Source organism: Cellulosimicrobium arenosum, assembly GCF_014837295.1.
Lineage (GTDB): Bacteria > Actinomycetota > Actinomycetes > Actinomycetales > Cellulomonadaceae > Cellulosimicrobium > Cellulosimicrobium arenosum.
Genome location: NZ_JACYHB010000009.1, coordinates 19,961 through 39,693 on the forward strand (window position 1 = coordinate 19,961; position 19,733 = coordinate 39,693).

19 protein-coding genes are annotated in these 19,733 nt (G+C 73.4%); 9 read left to right on the forward strand and 10 right to left on the reverse strand.

From position 1 onward, the window contains the following. Positions 1–17: 17 nt before the first annotated feature. The 7 genes from ppk2 (at position 18) to IF651_RS11625 (ending at position 8,973) form a co-directional block, all read left to right on the forward strand. Positions 18–926, forward strand: a complete 909-nt coding sequence (gene ppk2 / locus IF651_RS11595; RefSeq protein WP_191829290.1) for a polyphosphate kinase 2 — start codon at positions 18–20, stop codon at positions 924–926. Between the two features lie 87 nt (positions 927–1,013). Beyond that, complete coding sequence (locus IF651_RS11600; RefSeq protein ID WP_191829291.1) at positions 1,014–1,313, forward strand: Dabb family protein; 300 nt, start codon at positions 1,014–1,016, stop codon at positions 1,311–1,313. 72 nt (positions 1,314–1,385) lie between these two features. Beyond that, positions 1,386–2,306, forward strand: a complete 921-nt coding sequence (locus IF651_RS11605; RefSeq protein WP_191829394.1) for a TIGR03560 family F420-dependent LLM class oxidoreductase — start codon at positions 1,386–1,388, stop codon at positions 2,304–2,306. Between the two features lie 501 nt (positions 2,307–2,807). Continuing rightward, positions 2,808–4,724 carry a glycosyltransferase family 2 protein gene (locus tag IF651_RS11610; RefSeq protein WP_191829292.1) on the forward strand — a complete coding sequence of 639 codons (1,917 nt, stop codon included), beginning with the start codon at positions 2,808–2,810 and terminating at the stop codon, positions 4,722–4,724. Then, positions 4,721–5,458, forward strand: coding sequence for an efflux RND transporter periplasmic adaptor subunit (locus IF651_RS11615; protein ID WP_191829293.1), 738 nt, complete (start codon positions 4,721–4,723; stop codon positions 5,456–5,458). The genes IF651_RS11610 and IF651_RS11615 overlap by 4 nt, the downstream gene beginning before the upstream one ends. Next, a complete protein-coding gene (locus tag IF651_RS18250; protein WP_191829294.1) occupies positions 5,455–7,590 on the forward strand; it encodes a glycosyl hydrolase in 2,136 nt (711 codons plus the stop codon). The genes IF651_RS11615 and IF651_RS18250 overlap by 4 nt, the downstream gene beginning before the upstream one ends. Positions 7,591–7,650: 60 nt before the next feature. Continuing rightward, entirely contained in the window at positions 7,651–8,973 is a 1,323-nt protein-coding gene (locus IF651_RS11625) for a uracil-xanthine permease family protein (RefSeq protein ID WP_191829295.1), read from the forward strand. Between the two features lie 18 nt (positions 8,974–8,991). Here the strand turns inward: IF651_RS11625 and IF651_RS11630 are convergent, their stop codons facing one another. From IF651_RS11630 to IF651_RS11640, 3 genes are read right to left on the reverse strand one after another with little or no spacing between them, the layout of a single operon-like run. Beyond that, on the reverse strand, positions 8,992–9,642 hold the full coding sequence (locus tag IF651_RS11630; RefSeq protein WP_338403917.1) for a GNAT family N-acetyltransferase: 651 nt from the start codon (positions 9,640–9,642) through the stop codon (positions 8,992–8,994). After that, on the reverse strand, positions 9,639–10,316 hold the full coding sequence (locus IF651_RS11635; RefSeq protein ID WP_338403918.1) for a LytR C-terminal domain-containing protein: 678 nt from the start codon (positions 10,314–10,316) through the stop codon (positions 9,639–9,641). Before IF651_RS11635 ends, IF651_RS11630 begins: the two co-directional genes overlap by 4 nt. A gap of 25 nt (positions 10,317–10,341) precedes the next feature. Next, a complete protein-coding gene (locus tag IF651_RS11640; protein WP_191829296.1) occupies positions 10,342–10,638 on the reverse strand; it encodes a type II toxin-antitoxin system VapB family antitoxin in 297 nt (98 codons plus the stop codon). Positions 10,639–10,782: 144 nt separating this feature from the next. Between IF651_RS11640 and IF651_RS11645 the strand changes: the two genes are divergently transcribed. After that, positions 10,783–11,886 carry a sensor histidine kinase gene (locus tag IF651_RS11645; RefSeq protein ID WP_241744377.1) on the forward strand — a complete coding sequence of 368 codons (1,104 nt, stop codon included), beginning with the start codon at positions 10,783–10,785 and terminating at the stop codon, positions 11,884–11,886. Positions 11,887–11,900: 14 nt separating this feature from the next. Continuing rightward, positions 11,901–12,587, forward strand: a complete 687-nt coding sequence (locus IF651_RS11650) for a winged helix-turn-helix domain-containing protein (protein ID WP_191829298.1) — start codon at positions 11,901–11,903, stop codon at positions 12,585–12,587. A gap of 13 nt (positions 12,588–12,600) precedes the next feature. On the opposite strand, the gene IF651_RS11655 is transcribed toward IF651_RS11650, so the two are convergent. The 7 genes from IF651_RS11655 to IF651_RS11685 form a co-directional block, all read right to left on the reverse strand. After that, positions 12,601–13,989: a TrkH family potassium uptake protein gene (locus IF651_RS11655; protein WP_338403919.1), complete on the reverse strand. Its 1,389-nt coding sequence runs from the start codon at positions 13,987–13,989 to the stop codon at positions 12,601–12,603. Between the two features lie 66 nt (positions 13,990–14,055). Further along, the gene (locus IF651_RS11660; RefSeq protein WP_191829299.1) at positions 14,056–14,817 is read right to left on the reverse strand and encodes an ABC transporter permease; all 762 of its coding nucleotides are present in this window, start codon (positions 14,815–14,817) and stop codon (positions 14,056–14,058) included. Beyond that, a complete protein-coding gene (locus tag IF651_RS11665; RefSeq protein WP_191829300.1) occupies positions 14,814–15,587 on the reverse strand; it encodes an ATP-binding cassette domain-containing protein in 774 nt (257 codons plus the stop codon). Before IF651_RS11665 ends, IF651_RS11660 begins: the two co-directional genes overlap by 4 nt. A gap of 1 nt (position 15,588) precedes the next feature. Beyond that, the gene (locus IF651_RS11670; protein WP_191829301.1) at positions 15,589–16,209 is read right to left on the reverse strand and encodes a TetR family transcriptional regulator; all 621 of its coding nucleotides are present in this window, start codon (positions 16,207–16,209) and stop codon (positions 15,589–15,591) included. 107 nt (positions 16,210–16,316) lie between these two features. Beyond that, positions 16,317–17,984: an ABC transporter permease gene (locus IF651_RS11675; RefSeq protein WP_206715280.1), complete on the reverse strand. Its 1,668-nt coding sequence runs from the start codon at positions 17,982–17,984 to the stop codon at positions 16,317–16,319. Further along, entirely contained in the window at positions 17,981–18,952 is a 972-nt protein-coding gene (locus tag IF651_RS11680; protein ID WP_191829302.1) for an ABC transporter ATP-binding protein, read from the reverse strand. The genes IF651_RS11675 and IF651_RS11680 overlap by 4 nt, the downstream gene beginning before the upstream one ends. A gap of 56 nt (positions 18,953–19,008) precedes the next feature. Beyond that, positions 19,009–19,713 carry a TetR/AcrR family transcriptional regulator gene (locus IF651_RS11685; RefSeq protein WP_191829303.1) on the reverse strand — a complete coding sequence of 235 codons (705 nt, stop codon included), beginning with the start codon at positions 19,711–19,713 and terminating at the stop codon, positions 19,009–19,011. Between the last annotated feature and the right edge of the window lie 20 nt (positions 19,714–19,733).

The following is a 19,733-nucleotide window of genomic DNA, read 5'->3' on the forward strand; positions in this document are numbered from 1 at the left end:
AGCACCGAGGAGAGCGCATGAGCGTCGTGAACCCGCCGAGCGACCTGCGGGAGTACATCGAGTTCCTGCGCGACCGCGGCTACACGGTGCGGGACGGGCACACGCCCGACCCGGACCTCATCGACCCCGAGGGGAACCCGGTCTACACGTGGCAGGAGGGATACCCGTACGACGAGCTCATGGACCGCGACGCGTACGAGCGCGAGAAGTACCGGCTCCAGGTCGAGCTCCTGAAGTTCCAGTACTGGCTGGAGGACAACGACCGGCGCGCGATCATCCTGTTCGAGGGCCGGGACGCGGCAGGCAAGGGCGGGACCATCAAGCGGTTCACCGAGCACCTCAACCCGCGCACCGCACGCGTGGTCGCGCTCTCCAAGCCGAGCGACCGCGAGCGCGGTCAGTGGTACTTCCAGCGCTATGCCCAGTACCTGCCCACCGCCGGCGAGATCGTGATGTTCGACCGCTCCTGGTACAACCGCGCGGGCGTCGAGCGGGTGATGGGCTTCTGCTCGGACGAGGAGTACCGGACGTTCATGGCGCAGGCCCCGGCGTTCGAGCGGATGCTCGTCGACTCCGGGATCCACGTGACCAAGCTGTGGTTCTCGGTGTCGCGCACCGAGCAGCGCACCCGGTTCGCGATCCGTCAGCTCGACCCGGTGCGGCGGTGGAAGCTGTCCCCGATGGACCTCGCGTCGCTGGACCGCTGGGACGACTACACGGCCGCCAAGGAGGAGATGTTCCGGCGCACCGACAAGAGGTACGCGCCGTGGACGATCATCCGGTCCAACGACAAGAAGCGCGCACGCATCAACGCGATGCGGTTCTTCCTCAGCAGGTTCGAGTACGAGGGCAAGGACCACGAGGTGGTGGGGACTCCCGACCCGCTCCTGGTCATCCGGCGGAAGAACGAGCCGGCGGACGAGTAGCCGGAGGGCGCCGCACGGCCGACGCGCTCGACCGGCTCGCGCCGGCAACCCCAGGAGGGCTCGCGAGGAAGGGCCTAGGGTGTGGGTGTGATCCAGCACACCGTCGCCTTCCGCCTCGTCCATGCCGCCGACAGCCCGGAGGAGGTCGAGTTCCTCGCGACCGCGCGGCGGACGCTCACGTCGATCCCGGGCGTGCGGGACTTCACCGTCTCGCGGCAGGTGAGCGCCAAGAGCACGCTCACGTTCCAGTTCTCCATGGTGTTCGCCGACGCGGCCACCTACGCCGCGTACGACGCCCACCCCGCGCACCAGGGATTCGTCGCGGAGCGCTGGGTGCCCGAGGTCGCCGAGTTCGCAGAGCTCGACCTCGTCCCCCTGACCGACTGAGCGCACGCGGGGAGGGCCGGTCGCCGCGCGGGCGGTGCTCCCCGCGTGTGCCAGGGTGACGTCATGACCCAGATCGACCTGCGCATCTTCACCGAGCCCCAGCAGGGGGCCACCTACGACGACGTCCTGGCCGTGGCACGGGCCACCGAGGACCTCGGCTTCGACGCGTTCTTCCGCTCCGACCACTACCTCGCGATGGGTGGCGACGGTCTGCCTGGCCCGACCGACGCCTGGACGACCCTCGCCGGTCTCGCGCGCGAGACGAGCAGGATCCGCCTCGGCACGCTCGTGTCGTCGGCGACGTTCCGCCACCCGGGGGTGCTCGCCATCCAGGTCGCGCAGGTCGACCAGATGTCGGGCGGGCGTGTCGAGCTCGGCCTCGGCGCGGGCTGGTTCGCGCGTGAGCACGAGGCGTACGGCATCCCGTTCCCGGAGCGGCGGTTCGGGATCCTCGAGGAGCAGCTCGCGGTGATCACGGGGCTGTGGGAGACCCCCGTCGGGGAGACGTTCGGCTTCGACGGCGAGCACTACACGCTGACCGACTCGCCCGCGTTGCCGAAGCCCGCGCAGGCGCGGGTCCCCGTGATCGTCGGCGGCCACGGACCCAAGCGGACCCCAGCGCTCGCCGCCCGGTACGCGAGCGAGTTCAACGTCGCGTTCCCCGACCCAGGCGTCCTGCCCGACCGGATCGAGAACGTGCGCGCCGTGTGCCAGGACGCCGGCCGGGACCCGGACTCGCTGGTCTACTCGGGCGCGTTCGTCCTCGCCGTGGGCAAGGACGAGGCCGAGTTCCGTCGCCGGGCCGCGGCGATCGGGCGCGAGCCCGACGAGGTGCGACGCAACGGCCTGGCCGGGACCGTCCCCGAGGTCGCCGACAAGCTCGCGGTCCTCGCCGAGCAGGGCGCGACCCGCTTCTACCTGCAGGTCCTGGACCTGCACGACCTCGACCACCTCGATCTCGTCGCGCGCGAGGTCGCGCCGCAGCTGCGCTGAGGCGTCGCCGGTCCGGCCGGGCACGCGCGGCAGCGCGCTGCGGCGTCCCACCTGTCGGGACGCACGGCGCGCCGGCGCCGTGAATTCTTCGTTTCCGCCGATGAACGAGCGGTTTCCGGTTCGTGGAGGACGGCGCCGACGAGCGTGCCCGACGACGTCCGCGGCCGACGGCGGAACACGCGTGGGAACGCTGCCACGCCGCGGATGCCGTGCCTCCGCCGCGCTGCCGGGCGTGCCGGCGAGCATCTTCACACACGGTCGGGTGCCCCGGACGGTCGCGACACGTCGCCTCCCTTCACCCGTGACAGCACCCGGTGCGCGAGCTAGGTTCGCCGCAGACGACGAGGTGGCCCGCTCCCGAGCAGGCCACCTCGCACCGTCTCCGGGCGTTCGCCCGGTGGAAACGCACCACGCAGCACCCCCGACGCCGACGAGGTCGCCGCACCCGCGGACGCCGACCGGTGTCCGCGACTCGAGCCCACAGAGACCCGAGGACACGCGATGGCCGTCTCCGAGTTCGACCGCCTTGTCGTCACCCCACGACGCACGCAGTACGTGCGCTCCGCGTCGTTCGGCCCCCCGGCCGAGCCCGCACGGTCCACCGCCCCGCCCCGGGACGAGAACTCGGCGGCACGCTCGCCGTCGCTCGTGCTGATCATGCTGATCGCCACGCTCGGGGTCGTGGCCTATGCCGTCTTCCTGCTCAACCCTGCCAACCGGGGCGACGCGCTGCCCTACGTCATGGTCATCACCGCCGAGACGGTGCTGGTCACCCAGGCGCTGCTCGCGATGTGGACCGTGCTCTCGAGCGGGCACGACACGCGCGGCTTCTCCTTCCACCACGCGAAGGACCGGCTGTTCGACGTCCCCGAGATCATCCGCGACAACGCCGAGGACGACCCGACCCGCTGGAACCTGTACCTGCACGACGAGCCCGTCACCGTCGACGTCTTCATCACGACCTACGGAGAGGACCTCGACACCATCGCGCGCACCGTCCGCGCCGCCGTCGCGATCCGCGGAACCCACCGCACGTGGGTGCTCGACGACGGCCGGTCCGACGACGTGCGCGACCTCGCCGCCCAGCTCGGTGCACGCTACGTGCGCCGGCTGTCGAGCAACGGCGCGAAAGCCGGGAACGTCAACCACGCGCTCGCCATCGCCAAGGGCGACTACTTCGTCATCCTCGACGCCGACTTCGTCCCCCGGCCCGAGTTCCTCGTCGAGACCGTGCCGTTCTTCGTCAAGGACGACGTCGCGTTCGTCCAGACGCCGCAGACCTACGGCAACCTCGACAACCTCATCTCGCGCGGTGCCGGGTACATGCAGGCCGTGTTCTACCGGTTCGTCCAGCCCGGCCGGAACCGGTTCAACGCCGCGTTCTGCGTCGGCACCAACGTGATCTTCCGCCGCGCCGCGATCGACGACATCGGCGGCATGCACACCGACTCCAAGTCGGAGGACGTGTGGACGTCGCTCATGCTCCACGAGCGCGGCTGGAGGACGGTCTACATCCCCACGACCCTCGCCGTCGGCGACACCCCCGAGACCGTCGAGGCCTACACCAAGCAGCAGCTGCGCTGGGCGACCGGCGGATTCGAGATCATGCTCCAGCACAACCCCCTGAGCCCGCGGCGCACGCTCACGCTCGACCAGCGCCTGCAGTACACGGTGACCGCCACGCACTACCTGGCGGGCATCGCGCCGCTCGTGCTGCTGCTCGTCCCGCCGCTGCAGATCTACCTGGACCTGACGCCCATGAACCTCACGATCTCGTGGGGCACGTGGCTGCTGTACTACGCCGGGTTCTACGTGCTGCAGATCGCCATCGCGTTCTTCACCCTCGGCTCGTTCCGGTGGGAGGTGCTCATGCTCGCGTCCGTGTCGTTCCCGATCTACACCAAGGCCCTGTGGAACGCGATGACCGGCAAGGAGCAGGCGTGGCACGTGACCGGGCAGAAGGGTGCCGTCCGGTCGCCGTTCACCTTCATGATGCCGCAGGTGCTGTTCTTCGCGTTCCTGCTCATCACGTCGGCGGTCGGGGCGTGGAAGGAGTGGGGCGACGCGATGCCGAGCCTCGCCCTCGCGTGGAACGTGACCAACACGTTCATCCTCGGGGCGTTCGTCGTGACGGCGTTCCGGGAGTCGGTCGCGGCGAAGAGCGTGGCACGTTCCGAGAGAGGGCAGCGGCCCGGCGGGGTGCGGCGGCGGGGGCGGGCGGTCGCGCCGGGTCTTCCATCCGGCGCCTCGTTCCTCGGCGCCTCCCGCCAGGCCCGCCACGACCCGGTGCGACCGCCCGTCCCCGCCGCCTCGTCCGACCGTGCGGACTCGCGGCGGTCCGCGGGTGCGCTCGCCGTCTCCTCCCTGCCCGACGGCGCGTCGTCGGGTCCCGTCGTCCCTGCCGGAGGTGTCGCATGACCTGGTCCAACCGCTTCCGACTCGTCGCCGGGCTGCTCGCGGTCGTGCTCGTGTGCGCCGCGCTGACGCTCGTCATGAACCGCCGCCTCGCGCAGGCCACGAGCGAGTCGGCCACGATCCGGGCCGAGTCGCTCGGCATCGGCACGGACTACGCCGGGACCGTCAGCGAGGCGCTCGTGGAGGACGGTGACGAGGTCGCCGCGGGCGACCCGTTGTTCACCGTGAGCAGCCTGACGCTGCAGCACGACCTGGCGCTCGGGCTCGTGAGCACCGACACGGCCGCGTACCAGGTGGACGACGACGGCACGATCACGCTCGTCGCCCCGTACGACGCCGTCGTGACGGAGGTCGCCGCGCGCCAGGGCGCCTTCGTCGAGGCGGGGTCCACGATCGCGACGCTCGACCGGGCCGGTTCCCTGACCGTCGACGCCCAGGTCGAGCTCGACCCGAGCGACTTCGCGCGCGTGCGCACCGGCGCGCCCGTCAGGATCCTCCTGCCGGACCGGAGCGAGCTGACGGGCGAGGTCGCGTCCGTGTCCGTGACCGACGACGAGGAGGAGAACAGGGTGCTCGCGACGGTCGAGGTGACCAGCGACGAGCTCGCCGACGGTGCGAACGACGGGCTCGTGTCGTCGGGAACTCCGGTCGTCGCGAGCATCGACCTGCACGTCGACGGACCGCTCGCCGGGGTGAACGAGACCTTCGGGGACTTCCTGCGGAAGGTGGGGCTGTGAGCACGCCGACGAACGGGCGCTACGCGCCGTGCGCGCTCGCCCTGGCGACGGCCCTGGTGCTGCTGAGCGGCTGCAGCGTCTTCGGGTCCGACGCCGCGCCGGCCGACAGCGAGGACGGTGGTGCCGTCGTGGTGCAGCCCGCCGCGGACCGCACCGGTACGCTCCCGGACGTGGACCCCTCGATCCTGCCGCAGGAGTCGGTGGCGCCCGCGCCCACGATGCGTCTCGCCGACGGTCTCGTCCCGCCGACGAACCGCTGGTTCTCCGGGCTCGTGCTCGGCGACGAGCCGCTCCCCGTGTTCCCGGTGCCGCTCGCGTTCGGCACGACCGACGGCGGGTTCGGCGTCGGGCTGCCGGCCGTGGAGGTCACCCCGACGGCGATCGTCGGGCCCTTCGTCCCGCAGGTCGGGGTCGACGTGGGGGCCGCGTCGTCGGTCCTCACCGCGTACGACACGGCCTCGGTGACCCTCGAGCTGCGCGACGCCGACGGCTCGCCGCTCGGAGACGTGAGCCTCGTCCAGGGGTCGCCCGTCCTGCGGTACACCGCGGCGACGGACCAGACGGCCGGGCTGACCCAGGCGTTCGTGGCGTCGGACGACGCGGACGGGCTCGTCACGGCGGAGATCGACGGGCGCACCTGGCTCCTGGTCGGTCCGGACGGGCCGTCCGACGCGGAGTCGATCGCCGCCGACGGACGCTCCGTCGACCTTGCTGCGGGGGAGTCGGTCGCGTTCGTCCCGGCCCCCGACCCGGTCGGGTCGTCGGGGCAGACCTCCGACGAGGTGCTCGTCACGCTCGCGACGGCGGCGGCCATCCCGGTGACCGGCACGAGCCTCGCCTACGGCGCCGACGACTCCGGCGTGACGACCGCGATCACCTACGAGACGGGCTCGCCCGACGCGGGGACCGTCGTCGTGCGGATGCCGCACCAGCGCGAGGACGGGGCGACGTGCGACCTCGGCACGTACGCGACCGTCCACGGCACGGTCGAGGTGTGCGTCACGCGCACGCTCTCGTGGTCGAGCCCCGCGGTCGAGCCGGCGGGCGCGCTCGACGTCTCGGGGCTCACCGCCGACCAGGAAGCGGAGCTCGCCGACCAGGTGCGCGCGGACGCCGCGGCACGCGAGGACGGGCTGGACCTGCCGTCGGACACGTACTTCGGCGGCAAGTCGCTCGCCCGCGAGGCGAACCTGCTCGTCCTCGCGGAGCAGCTCGGTCTCGACGACGTCGCTGCCCCGCTGCGCGAGCAGCTCACCGCGGCGCTGCGCGAGTGGGCCGAGCCGGACGGCTGCCAGTCCCGCGACGCCCGGTGCTTCGTGTACGACCCGGCGGTGCGCGGGGTCGTCGGGAAGACGCCGAGCTTCGGTTCGGACGAGTTCAACGACCACCACTTCCACTACGGCTACTTCCTGTACGCCGCGGGCATCCTCGCGGCCGACGACCCGGGGCTCGCCGCCGACCTCGCGCCCGTCCTGGACCTGCTCGCCGCAGACGTCGCGGCGGGTGCGGGCAGCGACGACTTCCCGGCGCTGCGGGTGTTCGACGCGTACGCCGGGCACTCCTGGGCTGCCGGGTACTCGCCGTTCGCGGACGGGAACAACCAGGAGTCCGCGTCCGAGGCGGTGTCCGCCTGGAACGGGCTCGCGCTCTGGGCCGCGGCGAGCGGCGACGACGAGCTGGAGACCCAGGCCCGGTGGCTGCTCGGCGCCGAGGCCGCGTCGGCGCGGGAGTACTGGACGGACTTCGACACCGACGACCCCGCGGTCGACGGGTTCTCCCACTCGGTGACGTCGCTCGTGTGGGGCGGCAAGCGCGACTGGGCGACGTGGTTCAGCGCGGAGCCGAGCGCGATGCTCGGGATCCTCGTGCTGCCCACCCAGCCGGTAGCGCAGTACCTCGCGGGCGACCCGGAGCGCATCCGGGCCAACCTCGACGAGGCGCTCGGCGGCCCGCGCGAGGACCCGGCGTCGTGGGACGTCATGTTCGGCGACCAGCTCCTCATGTACTCCTCGCTCGCGGGGCCGGACGACGCGGCGTCGGCGCTCGACGTGGCCCGCGACCTGCCGGACGAGCGCATCGACGACGGCAGCACGCGCTCGTACCTGCTCGCGTTCCTCATGTCCCGCACCTGACCGCCCGGGCACTACCCTGCTCCGGGGGCTGTTCACAGGATCTACACGGGCGGGAGAGCCATGAGCGCCATCGGGTGGCGGGTGCACGGGAACGGCAGGACGGTCGCGCCGGGGGACGCGGTGGCGCCGGACGAGCGGCTCAGCTGGCCGCGCACCGTCGGGATCGGCATGCAGCACGTCGTCGCGATGTTCGGCGCGACGTTCCTCGTGCCGCTCATCACCGGGTTCTCCCCGGCGACGACGCTGTTCTTCTCGGCGATCGGTACGGCCGGTTTCCTGCTCATCACGAGGAACCGGCTGCCCAGCTATCTCGGGTCGAGCTTCGCGTTCATCGCGCCCATCGGCGCGGCGACCGCGTCGCAGGGGCAGTCGGTCGCCGTCGGCGGCATCCTCGTCACGGGTCTCGTGCTGGCGGGCGTCGGTCTCGTCGTGCACCTCGCGGGTGCGCGGTGGATCGACGTCGTCATGCCGCCGGTCGTCACGGGCACGATCGTCGCGCTCATCGGCTTCAACCTCGCCCCGGCGGCGTGGGGCAACTTCCAGCAGGCGCCCGTGACGGCCGTCGTCACCCTCGCCTCGATCATCCTCGTGACCGTGCTGTTCCGGGGCATCCTCGGGCGGCTGTCGATCCTGGTCGGCGTGGTCGTCGGGTACGTCGTCGCGACGATCCAGGGCGAGGTGGACTTCGAGCCCGTGCGGGACGCCGCGTGGCTCGGGCTGCCCGAGTTCGTCACGCCGACGTTCGACGTCGCGGTGCTCGGGCTGTTCGTGCCCGTCGTGCTGGTCCTCATCGCCGAGAACGTGGGGCACGTGAAGTCGGTCGCCGCGATGACGGGCAAGAACCTCGACGACCTCACGGGCCGCGCGCTGTTCGCGGACGGTCTCGCGACGACCTTCGCCGGCGTCGGCGGCGGGTCCGGCACGACGACCTACGCCGAGAACATCGGCGTCATGGCGGCGACGCGCGTGTACTCCACCGCCGCCTACTGGGTCGCCGCGGCGACCGCGCTCGTGCTGTCGCTGTCGCCGAAGTTCGGTGCCCTGGTCGCGACGATCCCGGCCGGTGTCCTGGGCGGGGCCACGACGATGCTCTACGGCATGATCGGCGTCCTCGGCGCGCGCATCTGGGTGCAGAACAAGGTCGACTTCTCCGACCCGGTGAACCTCACCACGGCCGCGGTGCCGCTCGTCATCGGCATCGCGAACTTCACCTGGGTCACCGGTGACCTCACGTTCGAGGGCATCGCGCTCGGCACGGCGGCGGCGCTGGTGATCTACCACCTCATGCGGACCATCGCCCGATGGCGCGGCACGAGCGAGGAGCCCGCGAGCCCGGCGTCCGCGCCGGGCGGCGACGAGCACGCGGTCCACGACGCCCGCTGACGGCGGGTGCACGTCGGGCTAGGACAGGCGCAGGCCCAGCGTCAGGCCGTCCTCGGTGACCGCGAGCTCCGTGAGCCCCAGGTGCCGGTAGAAGCCCACCGCCCCGACGTTGGCGCGCGCGACCCCGAGGTGCACGCCGGGGACGCCGGCCGACCGCAGGGCGTCGAACAGCGTCGCGAGCAGCCGCCGCCCGTTGCCGCCGCCCTGTGCCCCCGGCAGCAGGTCGACGTGCAGGTGTGCCGGGTAGTCCGCGACCAGGTGCGGGTCCGTGCGCCGCGGTGCGTGGATCAGCCGCACGAGCTCGGCGTCGCGGGAGGCGTCCGGGAAGTCGTCGAGCGGATAGCGCTCGCGCAGGGCAGGCCACCACTCCCGTTCGCACCGCTCCTCGAACGCGAGGGTGTCCCGCGTGCCGACGACGTACCCGACGGCGTCCCCTGCGTCGTCGAGCACCGACGCGAGGTCCGGCTCGAGCGCGAGGTACGCGCCGAGGTAGACCTCGCCGAGGAGCCGTGGATCGCGAAGGTCGGCCGTGGCGTCCTGGCCGGCGGCCCCGGTGCGCAGGCAGACGTCGTAGAGGCGGTCGACCTCGGTACGGTCACCGACGCGGGCCGGCCGGATCGGGAGACGAGAGACCGGCGGCACCGGGGGTCCCGGTGGCCCCGAGGTCACCCCTGGGCCGCCTCGGCGGCGGGGTCGTCCTCCGCGGGCGGGGCCGGCGACGGCGTCGGGGCGACCTCGTCGAGCGGGACGCAGCCGGCGGGGTCCTCGAGCGGGGTGTCGGCGTCCAGGCCGACCAGCTCCGGGTCGACCAGGCCGACGAAGTCCTCGCCGATGTACAGGTCGACCGCCCCGCCCTCACGGTCGTCGAGCACGAGGCCGGGATCCTGGTAGTGCGCCGCGAGGGTGTACGCGGCGGCGATCCCCTTCGCGCCGAAGTGGATCTGCGTGCGCGCCATCGGGTCCGGTCCGTCCACGCCGTCGGCGTCGGGCGCGTTGCCGATGGCGTCCACGGTGAAGCCGCGCTCGAGCAGGGACTCCTGGTTGGTCCCCGCCAGCGGGGCGCTCGAGCCGGACGCGTTGAGCACCGTCACGTGGACCTTCTTCGCGGCGACGGGCAGCGTCTCCTCCGGCAGGCACGGCACGTCGACGTCGGCGAGCTCGTCGGCCTCCTCGGGGGTCGACAGCGCGCGGTCGAACGGTGCCTCGATCGCTCCCGTGTAGACGGCGAGCGCACCGAGCCCGACGAGAGCGAGGAACGCGATGAGCAGCCCGAACACCACGGCCTGGCGCTCGTGCATACGCCGACGGCGCACGGTCCGGGCGCGTCGGGGGTCGGTGCTCACGCCAGAAACCTACCGGACGCTCGCCTCATCGCACGGTCAGCACGCGCGCGTGGAGGATCGCACGCTGCTGGAGCGCGGCGCGCAGCGCGCGGTGCAGCCCGTCCTCCAGGTACAGGGCGCCCTGGTACTCGACGACGTGGGCGAACAGGTCGCCGTAGAACGTCGAGTCCTCGGAGAGCAGGGTGTCGAGATTGAGCGTGCGCTTCGTGGTGACCAGCTCGTCGAGCCGCACCTGACGTGGCGGTACGTCCGACCAGTCCGACGCGCTGACCCTGCCGTGGTCCGGGTAGGGGCGCCCGTCTCCGACGGCCTTGAAGATCATGCGGGCAATCATAGGTGCCCGACGGCGGCACGGGGCCCAGGTGTTCGGCTGATGGTCACGTGGTCGTCACGACTTCCCCACGGCGGCGGGGACTCGCTGTCCTGGGCGTGCCTCCCGAGGGTGGGCGCGTGGTGGACTGCAGCCATGACGCCCACGCTGCCCGACGCGCCTCCCGCCGCGACGCGTCGTCGTGCGCTGAGCCCGTTGTCGGCCCGACGCCGCGTGATCGGCTGGGTCCTGGCGCTGACGTCCCCCGGAGCGATCTCGCTCCTGTTCCTGGACACGGGCGGTCTCGTCGGCCTCCCCACGCAGGTGCTCGTCTTCCTCGCCCTGACGGTCGCCGTCGCGCTGGTCGGGGGGACGTGGCCGGCGCTCGCGTGCGCGCTCGTGTCGTTCCTCTGCATCAACTGGTTCTTCACGCCGCCGACCCGGCTCCTGAGCGTCGCGGACCCGGAGAACCTGCTCGCGCTGCTGCTGTTCGTGCTCGTCGCCGTCGGGGTCGCGTCGGTCGTGGACCTCGCGGCGCGGCGCCACGTCCAGGCGTCGCGAGCAGCGGTGCTCGCGGAGACGGATGCGGCCCGCACGGCGCTGCTCGCCGCGGTCTCGCACGACCTGCGCACGCCGCTGGCGGCGATCCGCACGGCCGTCGACGGGCTGCGCGCGACGGACGTCGAGCTCGCGCCGCAGGACGCGGACGCCCTGGTGGAGACGGTCGCGACGTCGACCGGGCGGCTGGAGCAGCTCATCGACAACCTGCTCGACCTCTCGCGCCTGCAGGCCGGGGCGGTCGTGCCGTCGCTGCGAGCGGTGTCGTTGGACGAGGTGGTGCCGGTCGCGATCGAGCCGGTCGCGGGCTCCGTCGAGCTCGCCCTGCCGGACGACCTGCCCTTCGTCCACACCGACCCCGGGCTCCTCGAGCGCGTGGTCGCGAACGTCGTCGCGAACGCGGTGCGCTGGTCGCCGGGCCGAGTGCAGGTGGCGGTGGCGGTGTCGCCCGCCAGGGTCGAGCTGCGCGTCGTGGACCGCGGTCCCGGTCTCGACGCCGCCGCGAAGGCCCGGATGTTCGAGCCCTTTCAGCGCCTCTCCGACACCGGGGGGAGCGGCGTGGGTCTGGGCCTCGCGGTGGCTCAGGGCTTCGCCCGGGCGGTCGGTGCGACGATCCTCCCCGAGGACACCCCTGAGGGAGGGCTGACGATGGTCGTGTCGGTGCCCCGCGCCGAGCCGCACCGCGACGAGCCCGGGGTCTGAGCGTGGCGAATCAGGTGACCGGAAACCGCGTGCTCGTCGTCGACGACGACCCCGGTCTGCTGCGCGCGATGGCGATCACGCTCCGCGTGCACGGCTGGGACGTCACGACCGCCGCCACCGGACGCGCCGGGACGGACGCAGCGGTGACCGCGCACCCCGACGTCGTGCTCCTCGATCTCGGCCTGCCCGACGTGAGCGGGCTCGAGGTCATCGCGGCGGTGCGTGGGTGGAGCCGCGTGCCGATCATCGTGCTCTCCGCGCGCCAGCTCGGCGACGACAAGATCGACGCGCTCGACGCGGGCGCGGACGACTACGTGACCAAGCCGTTCGCGATGCCGGAGCTCATGGCGCGCCTGCGCGCGGCGGTCCGCCGCTCGGCGCACGAGCCGGGCGAGGACGAGCCGGTCGTGGAGGCGGGCGACCTGCACGTGGACCTCGCGCGGCGCGAAGTCTCCCGGGGCGGCGAGGTCGTGCGGCTCACGCCGACGGAGTGGGCCCTGCTCGAGCTCCTCGTGCGGCACCGCGGTCGCGTCGTCGCGCGCGAGCAGATGCTGCGCGAGGTGTGGGGGCCTGCGGCGACCCGCGACACGCACTACCTGCGGGTCTACGTGGCCCAGCTGCGGCGCAAGCTCGAGGACGACCCGGCGTCGCCGCGGCACCTGCTCACCGCGCCCGGGATGGGCTACCGGTTCGAGCAGTGACGGGGTGCCTCCGTCAGCCGATGACGGCGGTGCTCTCGGGGCGCCGATAGAGCCGGGGGCGCGAGCGCAGGGCGAGCGCGGTGCCGAGGGTGATCGGCCCGAGCCGCCCGAGGAACATGAGCAGGACGAGCGCGAGCTGGTGCGGCCACGCGAGGTCCGCGGTGATCCCGGTGGACAGCCCTGTCGTCGAGAACGCCGACACCACCTCGAACAGCACGCGGTCCAGACCGTGCGGCGAGGTGGCCGTGATCACGAGCGTCGGGACGAGCACCACCGCGACCCCGAGGAGCGCGACGCTGACCGCCTGCCGTTGCGTGGCGGGGGAGACCCGACGGTCGAACGCGGTGACGTCCGGGTCGCCGCGCAGCTCGGACCAGATGAGGAACGCGAGGATCGCGAACGTCCCGACCTTGATCCCGCCCGCCGTGCCGGCGCTGCCGCCGCCGACGAACATGAGCACGTCGGTGCCGAGCCACGTCCCGCTGTGCATCGCGGACGTGTCGACCGAGTTGAACCCGGCGGTGCGCGCCATGACCGACTGGGTCACCGCCGCGAGGAGCCGGTCGCCCACCCCGAGCGCGCCGAGCGTGCGCGGGTTGGTCCACTCCGACGCGAGGAAGAACAGCGTCCCGCCGCCGAGCAGCACCCCGGTGGCGAGGACCGTGATCTTGGTGTGCAGGCTCCAGCGCGACGGCCTGGCCCGCCGGTGCCGGTAGAGCTCGAACAGGACGGGGAACCCGATCCCGCCGACGACGACGGCGGCGCACAGTGGGAGGCACACCCACGGGTCGCCGACGAACCCCATGAGCGAGTCGGGGTACAGCGCGAACCCCGCGTTGTTGAACGCCGAGACCGCGTGGAAGAGCCCGCCCCACGCGGCCTCGCCCGGGGTGGCGTCGTACGCCACGAGCAGTCGTAGCCCGACGGCGAGCGCGACGACGCCCTCGACCAGGACGGTCACGCGCAGCACCCCGACGAGCACGGACCGCAGGTCGCCGAGACCCACGTTGCGGGTCGACGCCGCGGCGACCATGCGGGTGCGCACGTCGAGCCGGCGCGAGATGAGCAGGCCGAGCATCGACGCGACCGTCATGACCCCGAACCCGCCGAGCTGGATGAGCACGAGGATCACCACCTGGCCGAACGGGCTCCAGAAGGTCGCCGTGTCCACGACGACGAGGCCCGTGACGCACGTGGCGGACGTCGCCGTGAACAGCGCCTCCACCGGTGTCGCCGACCGACCGGTCGCCGACACCGGGAGCAGCAGGAGCAGGGTGCCGACGCCGACCGCCACCGCGAACCCGGTGGCGACGAGCCGGCCGGGTCGCGCTCCCGACGACGGCCGGTGCGGCCCGCGGGGTCGGAGGCCGGGCACGACGCGCGGGGGCAGGAGACGGTGCACGCTCCCGGTCTACCCCACCGCCGCCGTCGGCTGTCCCGTCTTGACGGGATCCTGACGCCCCGCACCTCATCGGCCGATGAGCTCGGCCCGAGACCACCACCACGTGGTCGCCGCCCAGCCCGCGACCGCGACGAGCGGTGCGGTCGCGAGCTGCCAGGCGCTCACCACGACCCCGTCCCCGCCCATGCCGAGCCACAGCCCGGGCGCGGCCCACGGGAACCAGGCACCGCCACCCACCACGGTGACGACCTGCGTGACGACGACGATCCCCAGCACCGCGCCGACGCCCGCGAGCGCGTCGCGCCCCCACGTGGCGACGAGGCCGAACGGCAGCGCGAGCAGCGCCGCCAGGACCCCGCCGACGACTGCTCGCGCGGCACCGGGCCAGGGGGAGCCCGCCGTCGTGCCGAGGACGAGGCCGAGGCACAGCGCGACGGCCACCGCCGCGACGCTCGCCGCCGTCGCCCAGAGCGTGACGACCGCGAGCTTGGCCGACGCGATCCCCGCGCGGGACGGGCGTCCCGTGAGCAGGGGCTCGATCGTGCCCTGCGCGAGCTCGCGGCCGAACACCCAGCTCACGACGAAGCCCCCGGCGAGCAGCACGGCGACGGTCAGCACCTGACCGGTCGTCGTGGTGACCGCGTCCCACCCGTGGCCGGGGACCATCGGCCGGACCTTGAGCGCGAGCGTGCTGTCCCCGCCGTGCTCCGCGGCTGCGGCGAAGCCGACCGCGAGCAGCGGGACCGCGAGGACCAGGACGGCGGTCGCGACGTGCGCGACCCGCGACCGCGCGAGCTTGAGCAGCTCGGCGCCGAACGTCGGGCTCATCGCGGGCCCTCCGACTCGGCGGGGGTCACGTTCCCTGCGGCGGCGTGCACCGTGCGGAAGAACTGGCGCTCGAGGTCGACCCCGTCCGGCGGCAGCTCGCCGACGAGCAGGCCGTCGTGCACGACGGCGATCGAGGTGGCGACGCGCGCCATCTCGTCGAGGTGGTGGCTGGAGACGAGGACGGCGGCGCCCTGCGCGGCCCGCGCGAGGACGCGTTCGCGCACCTCGATGACGCCGGCGGGGTCGAGCGCGTTCGTGGGCTCGTCGAGCACGAGCAGGTCGGCGTCGTGGACGAACGCCGCGGCGAGCGCGAGCCGCCGCCGGTTGCCGTCCGAGAGCGTGCGGGCCGGCCGCGCGGCCCAGCGGTCGAGCGCGAGCGAGGCGAGCAGCTCGTCCGCGCGGTGGGCGGCGCCGCGCGGGGTGCACCCGTGCAGCCGTGCAGCGGTGTGCAGGTTCTCGCGCACCGTGAGCTCGCCGTACGCATCGCCGCTGCCGACGAAGGCCACCCGCGAGCGCACGGCGGCCGGTGCGCCCCACGCGGACGACCCCCAGAGCTCGGCGCTGCCGCGGCCCGGTCGCAGCAGGCCGACGAGCAGCCGCAGGAGGGTGGACTTGCCGGCACCGTTGAGCCCGACCAGCGCGAGCACCTCGCCCGCGCGCACCTCGAGGTCGATCCCGCGGACGGCGGCGACGTCGTCGAAGGAGCGGGCGAGCGCGGTGGCACGGACGGCGGGCACGTCGCGTGCGGTGTCGGGGGTCGACGAGGTCACGTCACGCACCGCGACCACCGCACGTCGTCGGCCCCGTCCGGTCGAGCCGGGGCACGAGCACGGACAGCGCGCGCCGGACGGTGTCGGCGAGGTCGCTCCCGCCCGCGAGGTCGTCGGCGTCGGCCCAGTGCAGGAGCGCGGCGGTGAGAGCGGCCAGGGTCGCGCCGACGGCAGCGCGGGCCACGAGGGGGTCGGTGCCGTCCGCCACGAGCCGGTCGACCACGGCGTCCTCGGTGCGCGCGTTGTTCCGCCAGACGGCCCCCCGCAGGGACGGGGTGCGCGCCACGAGCCGCGTCCGCCGGCGGACCACCGCGACCGCGTCGTCGGGGATGTCCTGCCAGGCCGCACGCAGGCCGTCGACGGTGCGCGCGAGCGGAGGGTCGGTGCGGGGCCGCGCGCCGACGGCGGCGACGAGCACCGGGTCGTAGGGGTCGTCGAGGAGCACCTGCTCCTTGGTGGGGAAGTGCCGGAAGAACGTCATCTCGGTGACCCCGGCGGCGCCGGCGACCTGGGCCGCCGACGTCGCGTCGTACCCCTGGCGCTCGAACAGGTCGAGAGCAGCGGCGACGAGCGCGGCACGCGTGCGCAGGCTCCGCGACGAGGGCGACGACGGTGCGACCATGTCTTTGATGTTAGTCACTAACATCAAAGTGTCAAGACTCGAGCAGATGGTCGCGGCGCGTCCGGTCGCCGGGACGGGCCACGACCACCTGCTCGGCGGCGACCGGGTCAGGTGGAGGTCACGTCCCGCCGCCGGAAGCCGACGAAGCCGACCGCGAGGAGGGCGAGCGCGACGAGCGTGAGCAGGCCCAGGCTGCCGGCGTCGAGGTCGTCGCCCGGCAGCTGCGGGACGTGCCAGTACGGCGAGACGCCCCGCGCGGCGTCGGGCAGGTCCTCGAGGAGCGAGCCGAAGATGCCCACGACGAACGCCCACAGGAACAGCACCCACGCGAGCCCGGCGAGGCCGGGCCGCCAGCCGAGGCAGACCCAGACGACACCGACCAGCGCGAGCACTGCGGGCAGGTACACCACCGCAGCCGCGACGTACTCGCCGAGCGTCGGGGTCGTCACGCCCACCGTCAGGGCGCCGAGGCCGAGCGCGAGTCCCGAGACGACGAGCAGGACCACCGAGCCCAGCACGGTCACGGCGAGCTGGGCGCCGAGCCACCGTGTGCGGCTCGTCGCCGTCGCGAGCACGGGCTCGGCCCGCCCGCTCGTCTCCTCGGCCCGGGCCCGCAGCGCGGAGGAGATCGCGAACCCGCCCACGGCGAGCGCCATGAACACGGTCAGGACCGCGACGAACCCGTTCACCAGGTCGTCCTCGCCGAAGAGCGCGGCCATCTCGGGGCTCGTCGCGGTGAGCTCGTCGACCATGTCTCCGACGGAGTCGACGAACGTGCCCGACGCGTACGCCATGACGGCGATCCCGGCCCCCCACGCGACGACCGAGCCGAGCTGCTGTCGCCACGCGAGCGCGAACGGCGAGCGCAGGCTCCGGGCCGCGTCGGCCGGACCGGCACGGGGCGGGAAGAGCCCGGCGCCGACGTCGCGCCGGGTCGCCAGGGACGAGGCCAGGAGCAGGAGCAGCACGACGAGCGCGAGGGACAGCGCGAGCGGCCACCAGCGCAGGTCGACGAACGATCGGATCTGCTGCGCCCACCCGATCGGGGAGAGCCACGAGACCCAGCTCCCGTGCGTCTGCTGGACGTCGCCGATCGCGCGCAGCAGGAACGCGACACCGAGCGCGGCGAGCCCCAGGCCCGACGCCGTGCGGGCGTGCTCCGTGAGCTGGCTCGTCACGAGCCCCACCGCGGCGAACACGAGGCCGGTCACGCCCACGGCGGCCCCGAGCGCGAACGAGTCCGCCGCTGCGAGGCCGGCCGCGACGAGGACGGCGCCGCTGAGCACCGCGACGAGCGCGTTCGCGATCAGCGCCAGCAGGAAGGTGGCGGTCGCCGGGGCGTGGCGACCGACGACGCCGGCCCGCACGAGCTCGGATCGGCCCGTCTCCTCCTCGGCGCGCGTGTGCCGCACGACGAGCAGGACGTTCATGATCGCGACGGCGATCATGGCCCACAGCGCGAACTCGTTGGCGACCAGCGCGCCGAGCGTGTAGTCGTCGAGCCCGTAGCCCGGGCCGGACATCATGATCGCGGCCGGGCTCGACACGAGCTCCGCGCGGACCTGGCGGTCGGCCGCGGTGGGGTAGACGGCGTCGAGCGCCGTCACCGCGTAGAGGAAGAGGAGCGCGACCGAGAACGCCCACACGGGGGTGCGCACGCGGTCGCGACGCAGCGCGAGGCGCAGGAGCGTCCCCGTCCCGGCGAGCGACGAGCCGCCGCGGTGCTGCTGGTGCCGCGCCGGTGCGGTGCGCGGGGTGGTCGCGGTGGCGCTCACAGCGCACCGGCCGTGTCGATGCGCTCGAGCTCGTCGCCGTAGTGGCGCATGAACAGCTCCTCGAGCGAGGGCGGCGCGACGTGCAGGGACCGGACGCCGTAGGGACCGAGGGTGGTCACGAGCCCGGCCATGTGGTCGTTGTCGACGTCGAACCGCGCGCGCGGACCGTCGTCCGTGGGCTCGACGAGGAGGTCGTGCACGCCCGGCAGCGTCCCGAGGTCGGTCGCGTCCCGCTCGGTCACGACGGTCACGGCGGACCGCGTGAGGTGGCGCAGCTCCTCCAGGGTCCCCGACTGCACGACCTTGCCCGCGCGGATGATCGTCACGGTGTCGCACAGCTTCTCGACCTCGGCCAGGATGTGGCTCGAGAGCAGCACGGACCGGCCTTCGGCGACGAGCTCGCGCACGCACTCGGTGAACACGGCCTCCATGAGGGGGTCCAGGCCCGAGGTCGGCTCGTCGAGGACGAGCAGCTCGACGTCGGACGCGAGCGCGGCGACGAGCGCGACCTTCTGCCGGTTGCCCTTGGAGTAGGTGCGCGCCTTCTTGGTCGGGTCGAGCTCGAACCGGTCGAGCAGGAGCGTGCGACGGGCCGGGTCGACGCCGCCGCGCAGGCGGGTCAGGAGGTCGATCGCCTCGCCGCCGGTGAGGTTCGGCCAGAGGTTCACGTCGCCGGGCACGTACGCGAGGCGGCGGTGCAGCGCGACGGCGTCGCGCCACGGGTCGCCGCCCAGGAGGCTGACGGAGCCCGAGTCGGCGCGCAGCAGGCCGAGCAGGACGCGGATCGTCGTGGACTTCCCGGCGCCGTTGGGGCCGAGGAAGCCGGCGACCTCGCCCTGGCGGACGGTCAGGTCGAGACCGTCGAGCGCCGTGAACGCACCGAAGGTCTTGCGCAGGTCGTGGATCTCGACGGCGGGCGTGCCGGCGCGCGCGACCGCGGCGCGGGAGGTGGTGGTCGGAGTCGTCATGGGTTCTCTCGTCTCGGGGAGGTGTGCGGGCTCGAGGGACGACGGCGTGGGCGACGTCAGGCCGACGCGGCGTCGTCCTCGGCGGGCGGGTCGCCGACGTAGAGGAGGTACTCGTCGAGCATGCGGCGCGTCGTGAGGAACCCCTCGGTGTACAGCTCGAGGGCGGGCAGGGCGATCGAGTCGAGGTAGCGACGGGTCGCGCGCGCGAGGTCCGCCGGGTCCTGGGGCGGGTCGAGCGTCAAGGACAGCAGGAGCGAGCCCATCGAGCTGAGCACGAGGAAGCGGGCGCGCGCCTCCTCGTCGCGGCTCGGGGTGGCCACGCCGGCGTCCACGGACGCGCGAAGGTACGACACGGCGTCCGTGGTCAGGTGCTCGAGGAACTCGCGCGCGAGCGCGCCGCCGGACTGGAGGCTGCGCAGCGCGTAGCCGACGGTGGGGGCGTAGTCGTCCACCCGCGCGAACCAGGACGCCATGGGCATCGCACCCGCGGCGTCGGTCATGACGTCGTGCTTGGTCTCGCGCACCGTGGCGAGCACGTGCGCGTCGCACGCCTCGCGCAGGCCGTCCTTGGATCCGAAGTGGTGCAGGACCAGCGCCGCGCTGACGTCGGCGTCGGTGGCGATGGTGCGCAGCGGTGCGCCGAACCCGTCCCGGGCGAAGCGCTCGATCGCGGCGTCGCGGATGCGTGCACGCGTCGTGAGGTCGCGCTCGGTCCCGGTCTGGCGGGGAGAGGCCGTGCGCCGGGGGGTTTCTGAACGCATGTTCAGCATGCTAAACGTCT

What these genes read in the sequence shown, in the direction of transcription:
- IF651_RS11610 (WP_191829292.1), top strand. Translation starts at nt 2,808, where the DNA reads ATGGCCGTCTCCGAGTTCGACCGCCTTGTCGTCACCCCACGACGCACG.
- IF651_RS11625 (WP_191829295.1), top strand. Translation starts at nt 7,651, where the DNA reads ATGAGCGCCATCGGGTGGCGGGTGCACGGGAACGGCAGGACGGTCGCG.
- IF651_RS11670 (WP_191829301.1), bottom strand. Translation starts at nt 16,209, where the DNA reads ATGGTCGCACCGTCGTCGCCCTCGTCGCGGAGCCTGCGCACGCGTGCC.
- IF651_RS11660 (WP_191829299.1), bottom strand. Translation starts at nt 14,817, where the DNA reads ATGAGCCCGACGTTCGGCGCCGAGCTGCTCAAGCTCGCGCGGTCGCGG.
- IF651_RS11615 (WP_191829293.1), top strand. Translation starts at nt 4,721, where the DNA reads ATGACCTGGTCCAACCGCTTCCGACTCGTCGCCGGGCTGCTCGCGGTC.
- ppk2 (WP_191829290.1), top strand. Translation starts at nt 18, where the DNA reads ATGAGCGTCGTGAACCCGCCGAGCGACCTGCGGGAGTACATCGAGTTC.
- IF651_RS11640 (WP_191829296.1), bottom strand. Translation starts at nt 10,638, where the DNA reads ATGATCTTCAAGGCCGTCGGAGACGGGCGCCCCTACCCGGACCACGGC.
- IF651_RS11680 (WP_191829302.1), bottom strand. Translation starts at nt 18,952, where the DNA reads ATGACGACTCCGACCACCACCTCCCGCGCCGCGGTCGCGCGCGCCGGC.
- IF651_RS11645 (WP_241744377.1), top strand. Translation starts at nt 10,783, where the DNA reads ATGACGCCCACGCTGCCCGACGCGCCTCCCGCCGCGACGCGTCGTCGT.
- IF651_RS11685 (WP_191829303.1), bottom strand. Translation starts at nt 19,713, where the DNA reads ATGCGTTCAGAAACCCCCCGGCGCACGGCCTCTCCCCGCCAGACCGGG.